Origin of the sequence: Legionella steelei (assembly GCF_001468005.1) — a bacterium.
Classification (GTDB): domain Bacteria; phylum Pseudomonadota; class Gammaproteobacteria; order Legionellales; family Legionellaceae; genus Legionella; species Legionella steelei.
Map to the genome: position 1 here is coordinate 1,239,740 of NZ_LNYY01000019.1, position 18,915 is coordinate 1,258,654.

The window sequence follows — 18,915 nt, forward strand, 5'->3', positions numbered from 1 at the left end:
ACGGCTTCAGGCCTATTTTTAGCGAATTTGCAGACAATTCTCATCCAGCTTACGATTGTTAAGGAAGGTATAATGGCCCAAGAACGTACATTTTCTACTTTTACTCCCAAAAGAGCTCTGCTTAGTGTTTCCGATAAGCGAGGCATTGTTGAACTGGGAAAAGAGCTGCACCAACAAGGTGTAGAACTCATTGCAACAGGAAATACTGCGGCATTACTCAGAGAACATGAATTACCAGTTACCGATGTAAGTGAATGCACAGGCTTTCCTGAAATGTTAGATGGCCGAGTAAAAACATTGCATCCAGGTATTCATGCTGGTTTGCTTGCGCGTGGGAAAAAAGATGCAAAAATACTCCGTGAACACTCAATCAAACCCATTGATTTGTTGGTAATTAACTTATACCCTTTTGAGCAAACCATCAGCCGCCCTGACTGTAATTTCAATGAGGCTATAGAAAATATTGATATTGGCGGACCAGCAATGATTCGCTCAGCTGCCAAAAATCATGCGCATACTTATGTGGTGGTTAAACCCGAGGATTATGCTGAGCTAATACAGTATCTAAAAAGCAAAAAAAGCCCTTCTGATTGGGGATTCACTTTAGCTAAAAAAGCCTTCGCTCATACAGCAGCCTATGATGCAGCAATTACAAACTATCTGACCACATTAGATGAACAGTACACCCCTTGCGGCTTCCCAGAGGTTCTTACCTGCCAGTTTAATAAAATAACCGACTTACGTTATGGAGAAAACCCGCACCAACAAGCTGCTTTTTACATTGATAAAAATGTTGAATCCGGTTCTCTCGGCGCTGCACAATTAATTCAAGGAAAGCAGTTGTCCTATAACAATATTCTTGATGCAGATGCGGCGTTGGACTGTGTGAAATCTTTTTCCTGCGAAAAACCAACGTGCGTTATTGTCAAACACGCTAATCCTTGCGGTATTGCCATAGGGGACTCTTTGCTTCATGCTTATCTCAAAGCATTTCAATGTGATCCGAGCTCAGCATATGGCGGTATCATCGCTGTGAACCAAAAATTGGATGCCAATACGGCAAAAACCATTCTGGAAAAACAATTTGTGGAAGTCATTGTCGCTCCCGATGCCAGCAAGGAAGCCAAAGAAGTTCTGGCTAGCAAAGAAAATATTCGTGTCTTGTTGACTGGAGCATGGAAACAAGATGATGCATTTCGTTTAAACATGAAAAAAGTAGATGGCGGATTGCTCGTCCAAGAACACGATTCACTCTCTCTTGGAAGTTATGAATTAAAAACTGTGACTCAAAAGAAACCTTCCGAACAACAAATGAATGACTTAATGTTTGCCTGGCGTGCAGTAAAACATGTTAAGTCCAATGCCATTGTTTATGCTAAAGACGCTGCAACCATTGGATTGGGTGGTGGTCAAACCAGCCGGGTGATGAGTGCACGCATAGGTCTTTGGCAAGCAGCACAAATGGGATTTGACGCTCATGGTGCAGTCATGGCTTCTGATGCATTTATACCTTTTCCCGATACTGTAGAGATTGCTGCTGAAGCAGGTATTTCTGCTATTATTCAACCAGGAGGCTCGATCAGAGATGCACAAATAATAACTTGTGCTGAAGAGCATGGGATAATTATGCTATTCACTGGAGTCCGTCACTTTAAGCATTAGCAAAGACACCAAATTGTAGCCTTGGTGCAGCGCAGCGAAACCCGGGATTACATCTTTAGATTTCCCGGGTGAGGGCTACGCCTTCACCCAGGCTACAAAGTATAATGGAGAATACTGTGAATACACTTGTAATTACAGGGATTAGTCGAGGGATAGGACTTGAAACAGCTAAAATCTTTTTAGCAAATGGTTGGCTCGTTATTGGAACATCAACGAATGGACATACTCCTTTAAAACATAAAAACCTACAAATCCATCCGCTTAATTTAGTGGATTCAGAACAAATAAACCACTTTGCAAAGCAATTACCCAAAATCGATGTATTAATTAATAGTGCTGCTGTTCTGTTGGAGGATTGGCGTGCAGAAAAAATTAATATGAGCCAGTTAAAAGAAACTTTTGCGATCAATGTATTTGGCACCATAGAATTAACGGAACAATGCATTCCTAAGCTAAATCCTAATGCACAAATAATTAACATTTCTTCAGGATGGGGAACGTTCAGCGGCAACGACTCCGCCTGTGTACCCCATTACAAGATGTCAAAATCATGCCTCAACATGTATACCCTACTTTTAGCAAAAAGGTTACCCGAAACTACAGTTTCCAGTTTTGATCCCGGTTGGGTCAAAACAGATATGGGTACCAACAATGCCCCAACCCTACCTTCCAAAACAGCACAAGAACTATATGAGCTCATCAATAAACCAAAGAAAAGTGGTTATTTCTGGCATGAAGGAACAATTAGGGATTGGTAAAGGGCATCCTTTCTATCCTTAATTTAAATCTATATAGCCAATTAGCTATCTGCTCAACAATACACTTAATGCTCGCTTAATAATCTTTTTGTATAATTTTAATTGTGCTGTTTACAAAAAGAGATTTACATAATGTCAATAGAAGCTCAAAAAACTCAACAAATACAGGATTTTCGTTGTGCTTTTCTAAAATACTTGCTTGAGCCTTCTGAAAAAAGACAAAGTGCGTTAATAGAAAGCTGTATCGAGTTAGGTAACCTTACCTGCTTAATTGCAAAACAAAAAGCAGGATCCAAAAAAATAGGGACAGACGAAATTAATGAGGAACTAGAACCTTTAGTTCAAGAGGCAATTAAAGACATTTGCATTACTACAGCACAATCAGAAGTTATTCAGGATTTTCGAGATAAGCTACTTAAAAACAATAGAAATAAAGCGTTTAAGGTCGACTCGGTATTAGAACCTGCGATTCAAACGTTAAAAGATGAAAATCGAGTAGTAGATAATAAGCATCAGAAAGTATTCGCGACCATTTATCCCATTGAACTTGATGGGCATCGCTTAAAAAAATCATGGTTCGAGGCATCGCAGCATGCCGGCGAAGCCGCTTTAACTCTAAGTCAAAAGCTTATGCAAACGACATTGGGCGTTTGTAAAAAAGATCAGATAGAGGAGAGCGATGCACGAGCTTATGCTCAGGCTTATGAGGATGCAAAAGGTCATGGTATCGAAAAACATCGTGGTCTCAAAGAAAAGTTCTATAATTTTTGTAGGGCTTTAAGTTGCGTATTGGTCGTCCCTTATTTTCATTACAGTTCTCAGCCTTCTTTTTGGACTACAGCGAAGACAACAACTCAAGAGGATGTTGATAAATCTCACGAGGCCATTGAGAATTATCAAAAATCTTTTCAAAAACAATAAAACTTGCTAATTACTAATAAAAAAACCAAAATATACTCCTGTTAATTTGTCTCGCAGGAGTTAGGATGACCCATGACAAAGAGCTTGGAGAGCTATTACACGCAATAGCTGAAAAAAGCCTGCAAATTATTTCTGAAATAAAGGAAACTCCCTTACAACTTTCCTTAATAATCAATCAGTATATTGAGCTAACGGAACACTTTCAAAGTGTAATGAGTATTCTGTTGCAGAATCCAGAAAAAATCTGGGAAATGCAGCTTGCATATTGGCAAGATGCTATTAATTTGGCTCAAACCCAAATGCAGCATTGGTTAGATGGGACTTCCATGCCCATTCAGGATCCACGTTTTCGTGAGGAAGAATGGCTCAATAATCCATTTTTTAATATGTTAACTCAGCATTACCTTTTAGCCAGTCAGCATATGAATACTTTGTTTGAACAACTGGAATATCCTGACAAAAACACAGCAAAACGCCTGCAATTTTTTACCAAGCAATATTTAGATGCATTGTCTCCCGCTAATTTTGTGCATACTAATCCCCAGATCATGGATGAAACATTGAAAAGCCATGGCAAAAATTTATTGCATGGCTTGCATAATTTGCTCTCTGATTTAGAAGTCGAGTCCTCGCGTCTCATGATTAAAATGACAGATACTGAAGCATTTAGGCTAGGTGAAAATATTGCGATAACTCCTGGAAAAGTAGTTTTTCGCAACAGCATGATGGAACTAATTCAATATGCGCCACAAACAGCGAGCGTCAAGTCTATCCCTCTGCTTATTGTTCCACCGTGGATCAACAAATATTATATTATGGATTTAAGCCCACATAACTCCCTCATTAACTGGTTAGTGAAGCAAGGAATTACTGTATTTATTATTTCTTGGGTCAATCCAGACTCAAATTTCTCTCATAAAAGTTTATTTGATTATTTAAATGAAGGACCATTAACCGCAATTAGTACAATTAAAAAACAGCTTAATATAAAGCAGGTTAATACCATGGGATTTTGTATCGGTGGAACCCTTCTATCCATGTTGCTTGCATACAATAAAGCGCATCAAGATAAATCCGTTCGTAGTTCCACCTTTTTAGCGTCAATGATTGATTTCAGTGATCCAGGTGATATTGCAGTTTTTATTGATGAGCAACAAATTGCAAAACTAGAAAATGAAATGAAATCTAAGGGATATCTTGCTGGAAAATTTATGGCCTCCAGTTTTAACTCACTCCGGGCAAATGACTTAATTTGGTCGTTCTTTATCAAAAACTATCTGCGCGGTAAAAACCCGGTTCCTTTTGATATCTTGTACTGGAACTCTGACTCCACCAACATGCCAGCAACGATGCATTCTCAATATTTAAGATGGATGTACCTACATAATGATCTGGTCAAACCAGGCAAGATTCATCTTAATCATACTCCGATTGATGTCAGTACAATTGATATCCCCACTTTTTTCCTGTCTACGGAACGAGATCATATAGCACCATGGAAAACAACCTACTTAGGCTTTAAACTGATGAATGGACCTAAGCGCTTTGTTCTCGGAGGTTCAGGACATATTGCAGGAATTATCAATGCACCTGAAGCAAAAAAATATGGCTATAAAGTGAATAGTCATGCCCCTGCTCATGCAGAACAATGGCTGGAACAAGCAACAGAACACCCGGGTTCTTGGTGGCCAGAATGGTTAAAATGGTTAAAACCTCATTCAGGAAAACTTGTTCCGGCTCCTGATTTTGAACAATTGCCATTAAAACCGATAATGGATGCACCAGGCAGTTATGTTTTGAAAAAATGAAAGAGCAAGCCGTAACCCGGGAAATTCGCGCTAGAAAAACCCGGGTTTCGCTTCGCTGTACCCAGGCTACATTGAAACTAAGCCTTCTTCGAGCTCTTTTTCAATAGTTAAGTAATCAATTTTTCCTGAAGGTAAAACAGGAATCTTACTTCCTGGAACAATCTGATGTGGAACGAGTAATTCCGAATATTCCAAGTCTTGTATTTTTTTAACAAAACTTGCTTTATCGGCATTGTTTGCCTCGCTATACAATATAATTTTTTCCCCTTTACTTGGGCTTTTCGTGCTCACTGCCGCATGTAACAATTCAGGCCAAATAGACGCAGCCACCCCTTCTACAGCAGTAAGCGAAACCATTTCACCCGCAATCTTCGCAAAACGTTTTGCACGTCCGGCAATCGTAATGAATCCTTCATCATTCATAGTGACTATGTCTCCAGTATCATGCCATCCCTCTTCAGAAGTAATCAACGCTCCTGGCTTTTCGGAAGAGAGATACCCCTTCATCACATTAGGGCCACGCAATATTAAACGTCCCCCTTGAGCAATGCCATCTACTGGTTGAATTCGACTTTCCATAAAAGGTAATATCATCCCTACACTACCCGGGATAGAGGCTAAAGGACAATTCATAGAAATTACGGGAGAAGCCTCGGTAGCCCCATAACCTTCATAAATTTTTACCCCAAAAGTATCTATCCAATGTCGAATCGTTTCCGGCTTCACTTTCTCAGCACCTGCAAAAATATAACGCACACCACTAAAATCATGCTGCTCTGCAGCTCGAGCATAACCGGTTAAAAAGGTATCAGTCCCGAACATGATGGTAGCCCCGGTTTGATAAACCAATCCTGGAATTATTTTATAATGCAAGGGAGAGGGATAATAAAAGCAACTGAGCCCATGTATTAAAGGAAGAATTGAACCGGTAGTTAATCCAAACGAGTGGAATATGGGTAAGGAATTAAAAAATTTATCACGAAAAGAAAAATCTACTCGCGAAGTTAATTGAGAACAATTCGCGAGCAAATTAGAATGGGTTAAAACGACCCCCTTGGGAACACCTTCTGAACCGGAAGTAAATAATATAACGCTTGGATCCTCTGGAGAAACTGGAGCGCCAAGGAGTTGATAAGCCAGAGCAGCAAATCTCCCCTTTAATAATCCAGAAAGCTTATGGCCCAAATGTATGGAATCCTTAAAGTCTTCAAGAAAATAAACTTTTATTCCTTTTTCCTGTAATCCCTCGACCAAATCCTCGAGCTTTGCCGTAGTAATGAATTGTTTTGCCGTATAAATTGTTTTTACTTCAGCAATCTTACATGTGGCCAGCACATTATGGAGTCCCAGGCTGAAATTAAGCATAGCCGGGATACGTCGATATGCATGCAGTGCAAAAAAGCTAACCATACCGGCAATGGTCGTAGGCAACATGATGCCTACATGTTCTCCAACATGGGTTTGCTTTTTAATTTGCCGTCCCAAAATAAAGCAGCGAGCAAGAAATTGCTTATGCGTTAACGGAGCACGATTTGCATCTTCAATGAGCGCTTTATTCTTTGTTCCCAAAGCAGCTCCCTGAATAAGGGACTTAAACATTGGCATGGGCTGAAAGCTGTTTGCAAAGGTTAACTCACTGATCAAACGAAACAAACGGGTACTCACTGCATTTCGGTCAAGAGGCTTATCTTTGTCTTGCATATAAGATTGTGTCGGTAATACATGCAAAATAATCTTGGGAAATAAACGAATAAGATGTTTGTCTTTGCTTATAGAGAAAATACTGTGTTGTGCTCCATCAATACGTATAGGGATAACTGAAGATCCCGCTTTTTGTAATACCATTCCAGGGGCATCAAAGACCTTCAAGCTCTCTTCCTGTAAGCCAATTCCTTGAGGAAAAATAACGCAACGCTTTCCATCTCGTATGGCATTAACTAATGCTCTTGCTGCAAAAGCGTTAGTAGAGTCGATGGTAATAACATCGGCAAAAAGCGCCATCATCTTAATCCAAAATTTACTTGATGAGTGAGGTGGGAAAGCTACAGTTAACTGCTCGGGTAAAAAAGCGGCAAGCAAAAGTAAATCAATTGTTGACGTTCTGTTGGCAATAATCACCGAGTTGAGTTCGGGCTGATAATTACCTCGTAACTCCACTTTAAACCAGCGAGCCAATATTGCTCTAATCCACTTACGAGCGCGCTGCTTTTGTCTTTCCTTCCAGGTAACTTGTTCCATGTTTCTGCTTCTCTTATAAAAAATTCGCTTTGGTTATACCCAATCAATCATTTTTTTTCAAGATTGCAACGTACACCCAGGTGTAATAGACTTCTTGATAAAATTGAATGCTAAGGGCAGTAGTGCGATTACTGAAGATTTATCCGACGTCAAAACAAATCCTATGAATTACCGTATCATTCATCCCATTAAAGCTATCATCATTGTTTTAACCTTGGTATTCCTAATTACCACTGCCTTCTTTTTTCAGAAGTATTCAAGTGAAATCATTAATTGGGTTGATCATCTTGGCTGGTTTGCTCCCCTTCTATTTTTAATTATATATTGTTTTGCAACGATTATGTTCTTACCAACTATGGTGCTCACTTTAGCAGGAGGAGCGCTTTTTGGCCCCTTCCTGGGCACCCTAGTCAATTTATTAAGTGCAACCAGCGGTGCAGCATTCTCTTTCTTAATTACCAGGCATCTCGGTTATGACTGGTTTTCGCAAAGAAAAGGAAAAAGACTAAGAAAACTAATTGCCGCCGTAGAACAACGAGGATGGATGAGTGTTGCCTTTCTACGACTAGTCCCAATTGTTCCTTATAATCTAGTCAATTATGGCCTAGGATTAACGGCAATAAAATTCCGCTCCTACCTAATCACTACGTTTATTTTTCTAATTCCCGCTGAAATTGTTTACACCTATTTTGGATATGCAGGAATGGAGGCTTTATTAAAACAAGGCGCATTTTATAAAAACAGAGGAGTCCTCATAGCAGGCTTAGTCATTTTGTTGCTGTGTATTATCAAGATAGCGCATCTTAATGGCTTTCGTTTCAAGCGCTCAGAAAAGAAGATAATTGAGTAAGTAATGGATGCGCTACTGCGAATACGAGCTCGTCCAAAGAAAGCACCGGACGAATTCCCTGTAAGGAGTTCGTTGTAAAAAGAACATCGGCTTCTTGAAGCATTGTTTTTGTCAACGAAACTTCCATACAACTTAAGCCTTGTTGTTGAGACCATTGCAACAATCTTGAGCGAGTAATGCCAGGAAGTATGCCATCAGTTATAGGCGGAGTCAGTAACCCATTTTCTTTTATCAAAAATAGATTCGCACACGTAGTTTCTGTTGCATGCTGCCGCGTATTAAAAAACAAAGCATCATTTGCACCAAGAGCATTTGCTTGGCGACGAGCGAGGATAGCCTCTAAATAATTGACCGATTTGACTTGATATATGGGGTTATTTTCATCTCTTAACCACGGTACGCTCACCAAACGTAGTGGATGAGTTTCCACCGTATAATTAAAAGTCTGGAATATGAGATGACTGACCTGTCCTTGAGCAACTAATCCCCTAGACGCAGCACCCCCACTTAAAATTGCTTTAATGCCGCCATGATATAAATTATCGCGTTTAATTTTATTCAGTAGATGCTCTAGCCATTGCTCATAAGAAAGATCAAAGGGGATCCCCAGTTTTTGTGCGGAATCGCCCAGCCGTTGCCAATGCAAAAAAGCATAACATGGTTTGGCGCCTTCCACTTTAAGCGTTTCAAACAAACCCTCACCCAAAAAGATGCGATCATCTATCGGAAACGCAAAACTGCTCTCCCCTTCTGTGAGTACTCGTGTTCGTATCATAACTGTAATCCTAGAAAAAGCAGCTGAATCTACAACGAGTGTTTATTGACGAACCAGATTAATAGTCTCCAAAATCGTCTTCCAGTTCATCACGTAAACGTTTTTCATCCAACATATTTTCCAACCGTCTACGTGCGTCTAAATCACGTGGAACAGCTTCTGTAACCTCAGCTTCAACATCCAATTCACTATCGACATCGCCGAAGTCTTCTCCGACTTCTACAACAGCATCTTCATCATCTTCAAACAAATCACTCATACCATTCTCTCAATGAGTTTATACTGTACCTGGAGTCTAAGGGGCAACAAACCCTCATAAAAAACCAGGACGGCTTATATACCTTATTTTTTCTTTCTTGCCTAGTATTTTAAAAAAAAACTAGCACTTTCCTGAGATTTTCAGAGTGACAAATTTTTTTGAGTATTTCAATACCTTGAATTTTTGCAATAAAGAATCGATAATTTAAAGAGAATAATACACCGACACCTGTATGACAGATCAAGTCAAAAAGGCTTTAAGAGATACAATGAAACAAATACGCTCTAAGATGTCTGTTTCGTATCGAGCCGCAGCATCAAGTCAAGTATGTAATCGTATTCGCTTGTTAGAGCAATATCGAGAGGCAAAAAAAATCGCTCTTTATTGTGCAGTTAAAGGTGAAATCGATTTAGATGAGCTTTGGAAAAATGCGCTCTTACAAGGGAAAATCTGTTATTTTCCTGTTCTTAATGAAGAAAATTTAACTCTTTCTTTTTTACCAGCAACATCCGATACCCCTTTCCACAAGAATCGTTATGGAATTGCTGAACCTGATGTTCATCCTGATTTGTCCATTCCTGTAGAAGAGTTAGACTTAGCTTTAGTACCATTAGTTGCTTTTGATGTACGCTGTAATCGTCTGGGCATGGGAGCTGGTTATTACGATCGCACCTTTAAAAACAAAGGAAATTGTCCCTTATTTGGGGTAGCGTACCAATTCCAACGTGTAGACTGCCTTGAGTCCGAACCTTGGGATATTCAACTCAATGCAGTAATTACTCAACGTGCCATTTATTGGTATGGTGGTTTTTAGGTTAACGCATCCGCATTAATTTCTCCGGTACGCACACGGACCACTTGTTGCAACTCATAAACAAAAATTTTACCATCGCCAATTTTACCGGTATAAGCAGATTTGCAAATCGCTTCAATTGCAGATTCGACCATATCATCAGGTAAGGCTAATTCGATTTTAATTTTAGGAAGAAAATCGACTACATATTCAGCCCCCCGATACAACTCAGTATGACCTTTTTGTCGTCCAAAGCCACGAGTTTCAGAAATAGTTATCCCCGGTACCCCTATTTCCATTAATGCCTCATGTACATCATCCAGTTTAAAAGGCTTAATAATTGCCATAATCATTTTCATAATATATTCCGCTGTGATTATACTTTTGTTAGACTCTTTGCAAAAACAAACATGGAGTGATTATGTTCGACCCCAAACAATTTGACGACTTAGCAAAAAAACTTTTTGCTGCTCTTCCCCCAAGTCTACAAAACATTGAAAAAGACATCCAACAAAAATTTAAAGAGGTGCTGCAAGCGGCTTTTGCTCATATGGATCTGATTACTCGCGAAGAGTTTGATGTACAAACCAAAGTTCTGGCGCGTACCCGAGAAAAAGTAGAGCACCTACAAAAGCAAGTCGATGTTTTAATGACCCAGCTTAACAAAGAACAGAAGTAATTGCAGCATAAGCAACGACAATAGAATTCTTGCAGGATGCAAGAATTCTATTAGGAAATTTTGTCGTTCACTTTGTCCAACATCACAGGAATAAGCAATGAATCTTGCGTTTACTAAAACACGTAGTACTGTTGGGATATTGGCACAACCGGTGTCAGTAGAAGTTCATTTGTCGAATGGTTTACCTGGTTTTACAATAGTAGGCCTTGCTGAAACTGCCGTAAAAGAAAGCAAGGATCGGGTTCGCTCTGCAATTATTAATAGCCAATTTGAATTTCCTTGCCGTAAAATCACTGTAAATTTAGGACCTGCAGATTTGCCTAAAACAGGGAGTGGTTTTGATTTACCAATCGCTCTGGGTATTCTTGCTGCGTCAAACCAAATCCCTAAAAACCAATTAGCCGACCATGAGTTTATAGCTGAACTTGCCTTAAGTGGCGAGCTTCGTGGCATTTCCGCTATTATTCCTGCTGTCTTAGCAGCAAATAAAGACCAAAGTTCGCTTATTATCGCCAATGCAAATGCTCATGAAGCCTCGTTAACCGGATATCAAAATATCTACAGTGCTAACAACTTACGTGAAGTATGTAGCTACCTTTGCCAAGGAACTTCGTTGCAGTCGCTGCCACCGCAACCAGACTCTTACTTCATGCAATATGCAGAGGATTGGTCTGATATTAAAGGGCAGTTTCACGCAAAAAAAGCCATGGAAATTGCAGCTTATGGCGGACACAGTATTCTACTCAGTGGTGCGCCTGGAAGTGGAAAAACCATGTTAGCAAAGCGCTTTAATACACTATTACCCCCTTTATCTGAAACAGAAGCTCTAGAATGCGTGGCGATTAACTCCATACGCGGTAAATTACCTGATTTTGCTGAATGGCGTTCCCCACCTTTTCGTGCGCCCCATCATACAGCCTCACCTGTCTCTTTAGTTGGCGGAGGAAATCCACCGAAACCAGGAGAAATATCTCTGGCACATCATGGAGTCTTGTTTCTGGATGAACTACCAGAATTTAACCGGCAAGTTCTAGAAACATTAAGACAACCACTGGAATCGGGAACAATATGCATTTCAAGAGCTGCGGCACAAATAGAGTTTCCAGCTAAATTCCAGTTCATTGCCGCAATGAACCCCTGCCCATGTGGACAATGGGGTAATCCTCAGGCGAACTGTTTATGTAGCCCTGACCGCATCAAGCGATATCATGCGAAGATTTCAGCACCCCTACTCGATCGTATTGACATGCATATCTCCGTCCAGGCACTCTCTCAGGAAGAATTAGTTGCACCCAATATTAATCCCAGCAAACAAAGTCATCTGATTCGAGAACAGGTCATTAAAGTGCGAACCCTCCAGTTGGAACGACAAAATTGTCTTAATGCATCTTTAGCAGCAAACACATGTGAAAAAATTTGTGCCTTGGGTTCTCAAGAACACGATTTTTTACGCCAGTCTATGTTGCAATTCAAACTGTCTGCTCGGGGATATCATCGTTTATTGAAAGTCGCACGAACTCTTGCAGACATGAATGAAAGTAGTCAGGTTTGTCTAGAACATTTGCAGCAAGCCTTGTCTTTTAGACACCCCCTACGCACCCCCGGATGAAGAAAAATCGAATGTTCCTTCTCTCCGCAAGAGAGAAGGTGCTGGCCAGAGCGGATGAGGGTATTGATTATGGCCATACACCTCTCATAGGAAAGGAAATTTCTTAGGTTATTGGTAAATTAAAAGTCAAATTGACCAAGCGTATCAGATAATATATTACAGGGACGAGCACTCCAAATATAAGAATAACGATCATTGCTGATATCGAGTAATGTTTTGTTGCAATACATTGGAGTTCATTATTCCCATAGATTTTTTTTCTTGTGCCTAAAAGATAACTGAGCAGCAATAAGCCATAAAATGGGCAGGAGAAAAAACTGATGCGTACCCACAAATGAGACATGTCCTGGCTGTTTACATAATCAACAGGAAAATTGATAAGAAAAAGACATAGGAGCCAAATAAATATTGTTTTTGTCGAAGCGTCTTGTTCTGTTAAAGCCACAAACCAAATAAGTATCATGGGAAAAACTAACAAAGGAAAATAATAAATCCAACCAAAAGGACTCATCAATAACATCATAGCCAGAGTCAAACAAAAAGGTTGGTGGTTTATCGGCTCGCTTTCCGTTGGTCCTAATTTTCTCCAGTACCATAAAAGCAAAATAAAAAATAGCACACTATAAACTAGATTAACGATCTTTAAGTAAAACATGTTAGGGAGTTTGTCGCCTCCCCAAAGTAGACGAAAAAAGTATCCATAAATTGAGGCATTCCAATTATCACCATACCAAAATACCCCCTTCATCATTCTAAAATATTGCTCATAAATCACCGGGCCATGAATCAGTAAGGGCAGCAATGAAGCAATGAATACCGTAACCAGCATGATTGCAAAGACTCGTTTACGGCCTTGTTTTAACGCATAGAAAAATAACAATGCAGGAAACAATTTAATTGCAACGATGATGCCCCAGGATATACCTGCCAGGTAGTCGCGATGATTTAAATAAAAATAATAACCCACCATAATTAAAAACAACAAAATACAACCAAACTGTAGGGTCACAAAATTCATTAGTGTCGGGAAAAATGCAAAATAAAGAAGGTACACATTAATATAATTTTTCTGTAAAAATTGCTTAGAAAATGCGTAATAAAAGGTAATGGTTATCCCTATTATTCCTAAAATAAAAGACATGCACACCCAAACAAACAATGCGCTGGAATAACTTAATTGCGTCAAAAAACCAAATCCCCACAAAACAAATGGTGGATTTAAATTAGCCGGCAATATCTTTATAGAGGGCAAAAAAGTAGTATAGAAATTTCTATAAGGATTTTCGTCCTGCGTTAATGCCTGAGACGATAGATAAAAAGAAGAAAAATCTACCCGTTGATAATACTTAAAAATAAAATAAAACAACAAACAGTAAAAACTCAGCAATACTAAAATGCATATATGCTGATAGCGTTGGCTCATGGGCATATCCTTGGATGTTCCATATTCAATATCACTGCCGTGTGAATTCCTAAATACTACCCTCGATTACTTATAGCATCAAAAATTGCCATACGCACAAAAACACCGTTCGTAACTTGATTCAGTATAAAAGAATTTGCTCCGTCGGCAACAGCACTGTCTATTTCGACACCTCGATTTATAGGCCCTGGATGCATCACCATTACATCAGGCTTAGCATAAGCGAGACTTTCTTCTGTTAGAGCAAAATCACGTCGATAAGAATTGAGATCTAAATGATCGGATTCCAATAAGCGTTCATGCTGCACACGTAAACAAATCACGACATCTGCATCAGTTAATCCATCGCGTAAATTATGGGTGACGCGTCCAAAATGTACTGCTTTGGGTTGCCAAAGTTCAGGAGCAACCAATACAAGCTCCCCTATACCTAATTGGGCGCACATACATTGAAATGAATTAGCCACTCGTGAATGCCTAATATTGCCAAGGATTGCTATTTTTAATTGATCTAATCGTGGCTTTTGTTCGATGATCGTCATCATATCAAGTAAAGCCTGGCTTGGATGTGCATGGGTACCATCGCCCGCATTAATTATATGAATCTCATCGCCAATTTGATTGGCTAAACTTTGCTGCAAACCATCTTGTCGATGGCGAATTACAAAATATTGGATTCCCATAGCAGCAAGGGTACGAATTGTATCCTCAATGGCCTCACCCTTAGTCTCTGAAGAACTCTGCAAGTCCAGATTAATCACCGGCATAGATAAACGCTTGGCAGCCAACTCAAAACTCACACGCGTGCGAGTACTGTTTTCATAAAACAAATTGGCAACAGTATATTGTGCATATGAAGGATAATGATTATGGTGTTTGAAATACACTGCGCGTTGCAGTAGAGACTCAATCTGTTGTCGTGATAATTGACTAATTTCTAAAAAGTGATTCATAAAACCCTTATTTTTTAACCACCAGGAATCTAGATCTGTTTGCATTTTGCGAGCATGAACCCAAATGATCTAATTTTCGAGCATTGAAGTACTGAAAATCAGGTTATTTGAACTAAGACAGTAGAAATGGAATAGACCCTATTCAGGATGTTGCAGCCATTGCTCAAGTATAACACACGCAGCGATACTATCTACCTCAGATTGTTTGATTTTACGATATCCACCTTGTGCAAACAATTGCTCCCTCGCCTCAACCGTTGAGAGCCGTTCATCAACTAAATGCACGGGTAAAGAAAATCGTTTACGCAACTCTTTGGCAAACCGACGCGCGGCAGAAGTTGTATATAATTCACTGCCATCAATACACGTAGGAAAACCAACTATTAGCGCTTGGGGTGACCATTCGGCAATGACCTTAGCCACTACGCTCCAATCAGGAACACCAGAGCGAGCACTCAAAGTTGCTAAAGGGGATGCACTACACGTGAGTTGTTGGCCAACAGCAACACCAATGCGTTTATAACCAAAATCAAAACCTAAATATACAGGACTAGGCATGGCCGACATTTGAACTCAATTGACTCATTCTGATCCCTAGGGTAGTTCCAGCATATTCCCAACGATCTTCGAAGGGAACCTCATACAAAATCTCGGAACGATACGGGCAAACCAACCAAGTATTTTCTAGAATTTCTTTTTCCAATTGACTTTCCACCCATCCAGCATAACCTAAAGTAATTAAAACGTCTTTAGGCCCTTTATCTTCTGCGATGGCACGAATAATATCATTTGATGTCGTTACCGTCACCTCATCCTGTAGAAACAAACTGGAGCGCCAACCACCAAACTGTTTATGAATCACAAACCCTCTCTCAGGTTGTACGGGCCCACCAAACATTAAAGGCATTTTGTTTTGTTCCATCCGAACAGGCTCAATATGTAATTGCTCAAAAACGATAGCCAAGGGAAATTGCATGGGGCGATTGACGATGAGACCCACAGAACCTTGTTCATGATGTTCACAAATATAAATCACCGTTCTCTCAAAATTAGGATCATTTAGAGAAGGCATTGCGATCAGCAAATGATTAGCCAATGAGCTTATAATTGCCATGCGCCCTCCCGAAAGGTTCAGTTTATTTATAGGTCTATATTAATTATATACCAATTGAGTATTTTTTATTCAGTTATTTAATCATGTTCCACTGTTACTTTTACATAAAGAGTTGCTTGCTGAGAAAATGGTCTTCCCGCAGTGTAAGATACTGACGAAGGATCAGAATTCTGTGCGCCCTCGGGGGTTCCTAAGGAAACCCATTTATTTAACGGTACCATTAAAGTTGTAGCTACATTTTGGTTATCAAATTGTTGTCCACCGGCGGGATTTTGTTGTTCACGTACTCGACGTACTTTTAGCTCTACCCTTGAACCACGCAGTACAGGTTGCACCAACAATCCATTTTTGATTTGATGCTGTTCGTAAGATATTCCTGTAAAAAAACCAGCACCTACTGAGGTGACTATAGGTACTTCTTCGCCTGTCGATACGAATGCAGAGTCGCCGCTCATTACTTTAACTGATTGTGAGCGTCTTACTTCCTCAGGAGATTGTGTGCTATAGCTTACCGAATTTTTATTTTGTGCACTCAACCAATTTGGATCCCCTTGATAAATAGAAATGTTAAATGTTACAGGGGGCACATCGATTTGATGTAATACGGTTCTGATTCCGGTAAGTGTTTGGGGAGAAACCTGAACAACTAAAGTTTGCCCAGAACCACTTATTTTTTCTCCAGATTGCAACAATGGTTGTACTAATTGGATCACCTTTGGGGCAGGAACATAGTGCAGTTCAATCACTTTAGTGATTAGTGTTTGTGAAAACACATTATTTGCCAACAACAATAAACCGATCATCCAAAATCGCTTCATCGTGAACTCCTTGTTCCTGTTGTCATCCATGGATTTCATTTAAGGAAAATTTTATTATGGTAAACCCTAATATTCTCAATTGTAGACCAATATAGAAAATCAATGGAGCAAAATAAAAATTTTTTTACTTTAGCCTTGAAAAATCAATAAATAAAAACGAAAAAACCGATGAACCATAATTCAATAGTTTTGTTCTGGAAAAAGTTTGGGTATACTTCTCCAAAATTTGCTTAAGAGATGCAAACATCATGGGTAGCATATTTAATATGTTTGGTCCTTCACCAATAAGACCAATTGAACAGCACATGCGAAAAGTACACCAATGCGCTAAGCAGCTCTACCCATTTTTTGAAGCAATACTCAAAAAAGATTGGGCAACCGCCAATAAAATAAAAGAAAAAATAATTTCTCTCGAAAAAGAAGCGGACTTAATTAAAAGAGATTTGCGTCTGCATCTGCCGACTGGACTCTTTCTTCCTGTTTCACGTACGGACCTTCTTGAACTTCTCAGTGCTCAAGATTTCATTGCGAATAAAGCAGAAGACATTGCCATACTCATCGTCAGTAGACAAATGGTTGTCCCAGAGATACTCATTCCTACTTTTATGCCTTTTTTAAGTCGCTGTCTGGATGCATCAAAACAGGCATGTAAAGCAATTAATGAATTAGATGAATTGCTGGAAACAGGTTTCAGGGGCTCTGAAGTTAAAATCGTAGAAGAAATGATCTTAACACTTTATGAGATTGAACATGACAGTGATGAACGCCTAGCAGATATTAGACATCGTATTTTTGAAATCGAAAAAGAGTTATCTGCAATTGATGCAATTTTCCTCTATAAATTGGTCCAATGGATTGATGATTTAGCCGATGGTGCCCAACATGTGGGTAGTCGTCTTCAAATTCTAATAGCTCGGTAGTCAAATTCTATGGATTATTCAATTATATATCTTTTTGTCGCAATTATTTTGTGTTTCATGATGACTTGGGGAGTTGGTGCTAATGATTTAGCCAACGTTATGAGCACTACCATGGGCTCAAAAGCAGTCACCGTCAGACAAGCCATGTTAATCGCCATAATTTTTGAATTTGCTGGCGCATTTTTAGGAGGGACTGGGGTTACAGAAACGATGCGTGATGGAATTATTAATTCCAGCGAGCTCTCCGGACAACCATTGATTCTTATTGAGGGAATGCTGGGCGTTTTATTGGCATGCACGATTTGGATGAATCTTGCGAGTTATCTTGGAGTTCCTGTTTCTATTACGAATGCATTAGTAGGCTCAATGGTCGGTTTTGGCGCCATAGTATTAGGGCCGCAAGCAATTCATTGGAATCAAGTAGGTCGCATCGCCGTGAGCTGGATCACGTCTCCGATGATTTCAGGAATCACTGCTTTTATATTATTTACCAGTATCCAACAAACTATTTTTGTCAAAAGCAACCCGCTCACTAAAGCGAAATTGTACATCCCAATTTATCTTTTTCTCATTGGCTCTATTTTGTCATTTATCACTGTATTTAAGGGACTTAACCATTTTCAGATTCACCTAAATTTTAAACAAAATCTGGCGGTAACCCTTGCAACCAGCATCATGATTACGATTATAGGGATGATCTTTATTAAGCGTATTCCTGAGCCACATAGAATAAGACGCCGAGAACGATTCATACAAGTTGAAAAGTATTTCGCGATACTTATGGCAATGACTGCATGTGCAATGGCTTTTGCACACGGCTCTAACGATGTAGCCTTGGCTGTGGGACCACTTTCAATTATTCATAGCTTGGTGATGAGTTCACATCAAGAATTTAATGCCAATAATTACCCAGCATGGATTATCTTATTAGGCTGTGTTGGTGTGGTAACAGGCCTGCTCATGTATGGTAGAAAAGTAATTGAAACTGTAGGTAGTGCCATCACCGCACTAACACCCAGTCGGGCCTTCGCAGCGACTCTTTCTGCAGCAACAACCGTTGTTGTAGCAACAAGTACTGGTATCCCTGTTTCCGCAACACAGACATTAGTTGGCGCAGTTCTTGGAGTAGGTTTGGCACGAGGTATTGGTGCATTAAATCTGATTGTAATTCGCAACATCTTTATGTCATGGATTCTCACTTTGCCCGCGGCCTCTCTTCTAACGATTTTGGCTTATAAATTATTACATTACTTTTTGGGCTAGGCTAATTGCTTACTCATATAATCCTTGTCTGTATTAGACAAAATAGCTCAATATTTGTAGGCTGGGTTGCTA

19 protein-coding genes are annotated in these 18,915 nt (G+C 39.6%); 10 read left to right on the forward strand and 9 right to left on the reverse strand.

What is annotated here, in order from left to right; translation table 11 throughout:
* Positions 1–72 precede the first annotated feature (72 nt).
* The 4 genes from purH (at position 73) to Lste_RS09625 (ending at position 5,149) form a co-directional block, all read left to right on the forward strand.
* Positions 73–1,662, forward strand: coding sequence for a bifunctional phosphoribosylaminoimidazolecarboxamide formyltransferase/IMP cyclohydrolase (gene purH, locus Lste_RS09610; RefSeq protein ID WP_058510806.1), 1,590 nt, complete (start codon positions 73–75; stop codon positions 1,660–1,662).
* A 116-nt stretch (positions 1,663–1,778) separates the two neighbouring features.
* Positions 1,779–2,420 (forward strand): SDR family NAD(P)-dependent oxidoreductase, encoded by a 642-nt coding sequence (locus Lste_RS09615; RefSeq protein ID WP_058510807.1) that lies wholly within the window; start codon positions 1,779–1,781, stop codon positions 2,418–2,420.
* A 132-nt stretch (positions 2,421–2,552) separates the two neighbouring features.
* Positions 2,553–3,341, forward strand: coding sequence for a hypothetical protein (locus Lste_RS09620; RefSeq protein ID WP_058510808.1), 789 nt, complete (start codon positions 2,553–2,555; stop codon positions 3,339–3,341).
* Positions 3,342–3,406: 65 nt separating this feature from the next.
* On the forward strand, positions 3,407–5,149 hold the full coding sequence (locus Lste_RS09625) for a PHA/PHB synthase family protein (protein ID WP_058510809.1): 1,743 nt from the start codon (positions 3,407–3,409) through the stop codon (positions 5,147–5,149).
* Positions 5,150–5,215: 66 nt separating this feature from the next.
* Here the strand turns inward: Lste_RS09625 and Lste_RS09630 are convergent, their stop codons facing one another.
* The gene (locus Lste_RS09630) at positions 5,216–7,387 is read right to left on the reverse strand and encodes an AMP-binding protein (protein WP_058510810.1); all 2,172 of its coding nucleotides are present in this window, start codon (positions 7,385–7,387) and stop codon (positions 5,216–5,218) included.
* Between the two features lie 163 nt (positions 7,388–7,550).
* Between Lste_RS09630 and Lste_RS09635 the strand changes: the two genes are divergently transcribed.
* Positions 7,551–8,237, forward strand: coding sequence for a TVP38/TMEM64 family protein (locus Lste_RS09635; RefSeq protein ID WP_058511704.1), 687 nt, complete (start codon positions 7,551–7,553; stop codon positions 8,235–8,237).
* Here the strand turns inward: Lste_RS09635 and Lste_RS09640 are convergent.
* Both Lste_RS09640 and Lste_RS09645 read right to left on the reverse strand, forming a co-directional pair.
* Positions 8,206–9,012 (reverse strand): aminotransferase class IV, encoded by an 807-nt coding sequence (locus Lste_RS09640; RefSeq protein ID WP_058510811.1) that lies wholly within the window; start codon positions 9,010–9,012, stop codon positions 8,206–8,208. The genes Lste_RS09635 and Lste_RS09640 overlap by 32 nt on opposite strands.
* A 58-nt stretch (positions 9,013–9,070) precedes the next feature.
* Complete coding sequence (locus tag Lste_RS09645) at positions 9,071–9,271, reverse strand: PA3496 family putative envelope integrity protein (protein ID WP_058510812.1); 201 nt, start codon at positions 9,269–9,271, stop codon at positions 9,071–9,073.
* A 232-nt stretch (positions 9,272–9,503) separates the two neighbouring features.
* On the opposite strand from Lste_RS09645, the gene Lste_RS09650 reads away from it, so the two are divergent.
* Positions 9,504–10,085 (forward strand): 5-formyltetrahydrofolate cyclo-ligase, encoded by a 582-nt coding sequence (locus tag Lste_RS09650; protein WP_058510813.1) that lies wholly within the window; start codon positions 9,504–9,506, stop codon positions 10,083–10,085.
* On the opposite strand, the gene Lste_RS09655 is transcribed toward Lste_RS09650, so the two are convergent.
* Entirely contained in the window at positions 10,082–10,423 is a 342-nt protein-coding gene (locus Lste_RS09655) for a P-II family nitrogen regulator (protein WP_028380978.1), read from the reverse strand. The two genes, Lste_RS09650 and Lste_RS09655, sit on opposite strands and share 4 nt — an antisense overlap.
* A gap of 62 nt (positions 10,424–10,485) precedes the next feature.
* Here Lste_RS09655 and ubiK point away from each other — a divergent pair, with 62 nt between their 5' ends.
* Both ubiK and Lste_RS09665 read left to right on the forward strand, forming a co-directional pair.
* Positions 10,486–10,743: a ubiquinone biosynthesis accessory factor UbiK gene (ubiK, locus tag Lste_RS09660; protein ID WP_058510814.1), complete on the forward strand. Its 258-nt coding sequence runs from the start codon at positions 10,486–10,488 to the stop codon at positions 10,741–10,743.
* A 97-nt stretch (positions 10,744–10,840) separates the two neighbouring features.
* Positions 10,841–12,352, forward strand: coding sequence for a YifB family Mg chelatase-like AAA ATPase (locus Lste_RS09665; protein ID WP_058510815.1), 1,512 nt, complete (start codon positions 10,841–10,843; stop codon positions 12,350–12,352).
* A gap of 103 nt (positions 12,353–12,455) precedes the next feature.
* Here the strand turns inward: Lste_RS09665 and Lste_RS09670 are convergent, their stop codons facing one another.
* The 5 genes from Lste_RS09670 to Lste_RS09690 all read right to left on the reverse strand — a co-directional run bounded on the left by Lste_RS09670 (position 12,456) and on the right by Lste_RS09690 (position 16,660).
* Positions 12,456–13,775 (reverse strand): glycosyltransferase family 87 protein, encoded by a 1,320-nt coding sequence (locus tag Lste_RS09670; RefSeq protein WP_058510816.1) that lies wholly within the window; start codon positions 13,773–13,775, stop codon positions 12,456–12,458.
* A gap of 56 nt (positions 13,776–13,831) precedes the next feature.
* Positions 13,832–14,728, reverse strand: coding sequence for an aspartate carbamoyltransferase catalytic subunit (locus Lste_RS09675; RefSeq protein WP_058511705.1), 897 nt, complete (start codon positions 14,726–14,728; stop codon positions 13,832–13,834).
* Between the two features lie 138 nt (positions 14,729–14,866).
* Positions 14,867–15,286, reverse strand: coding sequence for a Holliday junction resolvase RuvX (gene ruvX, locus Lste_RS09680; protein WP_058510817.1), 420 nt, complete (start codon positions 15,284–15,286; stop codon positions 14,867–14,869).
* On the reverse strand, positions 15,279–15,842 hold the full coding sequence (locus Lste_RS09685) for a YqgE/AlgH family protein (RefSeq protein WP_058510818.1): 564 nt from the start codon (positions 15,840–15,842) through the stop codon (positions 15,279–15,281). The genes ruvX and Lste_RS09685 overlap by 8 nt, the downstream gene beginning before the upstream one ends.
* A 77-nt stretch (positions 15,843–15,919) precedes the next feature.
* Positions 15,920–16,660, reverse strand: coding sequence for a type II/III secretion system protein (locus tag Lste_RS09690; protein ID WP_058510819.1), 741 nt, complete (start codon positions 16,658–16,660; stop codon positions 15,920–15,922).
* Positions 16,661–16,908: 248 nt separating this feature from the next.
* Here Lste_RS09690 and Lste_RS09695 point away from each other — a divergent pair, with 248 nt between their 5' ends.
* Both Lste_RS09695 and Lste_RS09700 read left to right on the forward strand, forming a co-directional pair.
* On the forward strand, positions 16,909–17,580 hold the full coding sequence (locus tag Lste_RS09695) for a TIGR00153 family protein (protein WP_058510820.1): 672 nt from the start codon (positions 16,909–16,911) through the stop codon (positions 17,578–17,580).
* Between the two features lie 9 nt (positions 17,581–17,589).
* Positions 17,590–18,843 (forward strand): inorganic phosphate transporter, encoded by a 1,254-nt coding sequence (locus Lste_RS09700; RefSeq protein ID WP_058510821.1) that lies wholly within the window; start codon positions 17,590–17,592, stop codon positions 18,841–18,843.
* Positions 18,844–18,915: the final 72 nt, after the last annotated feature.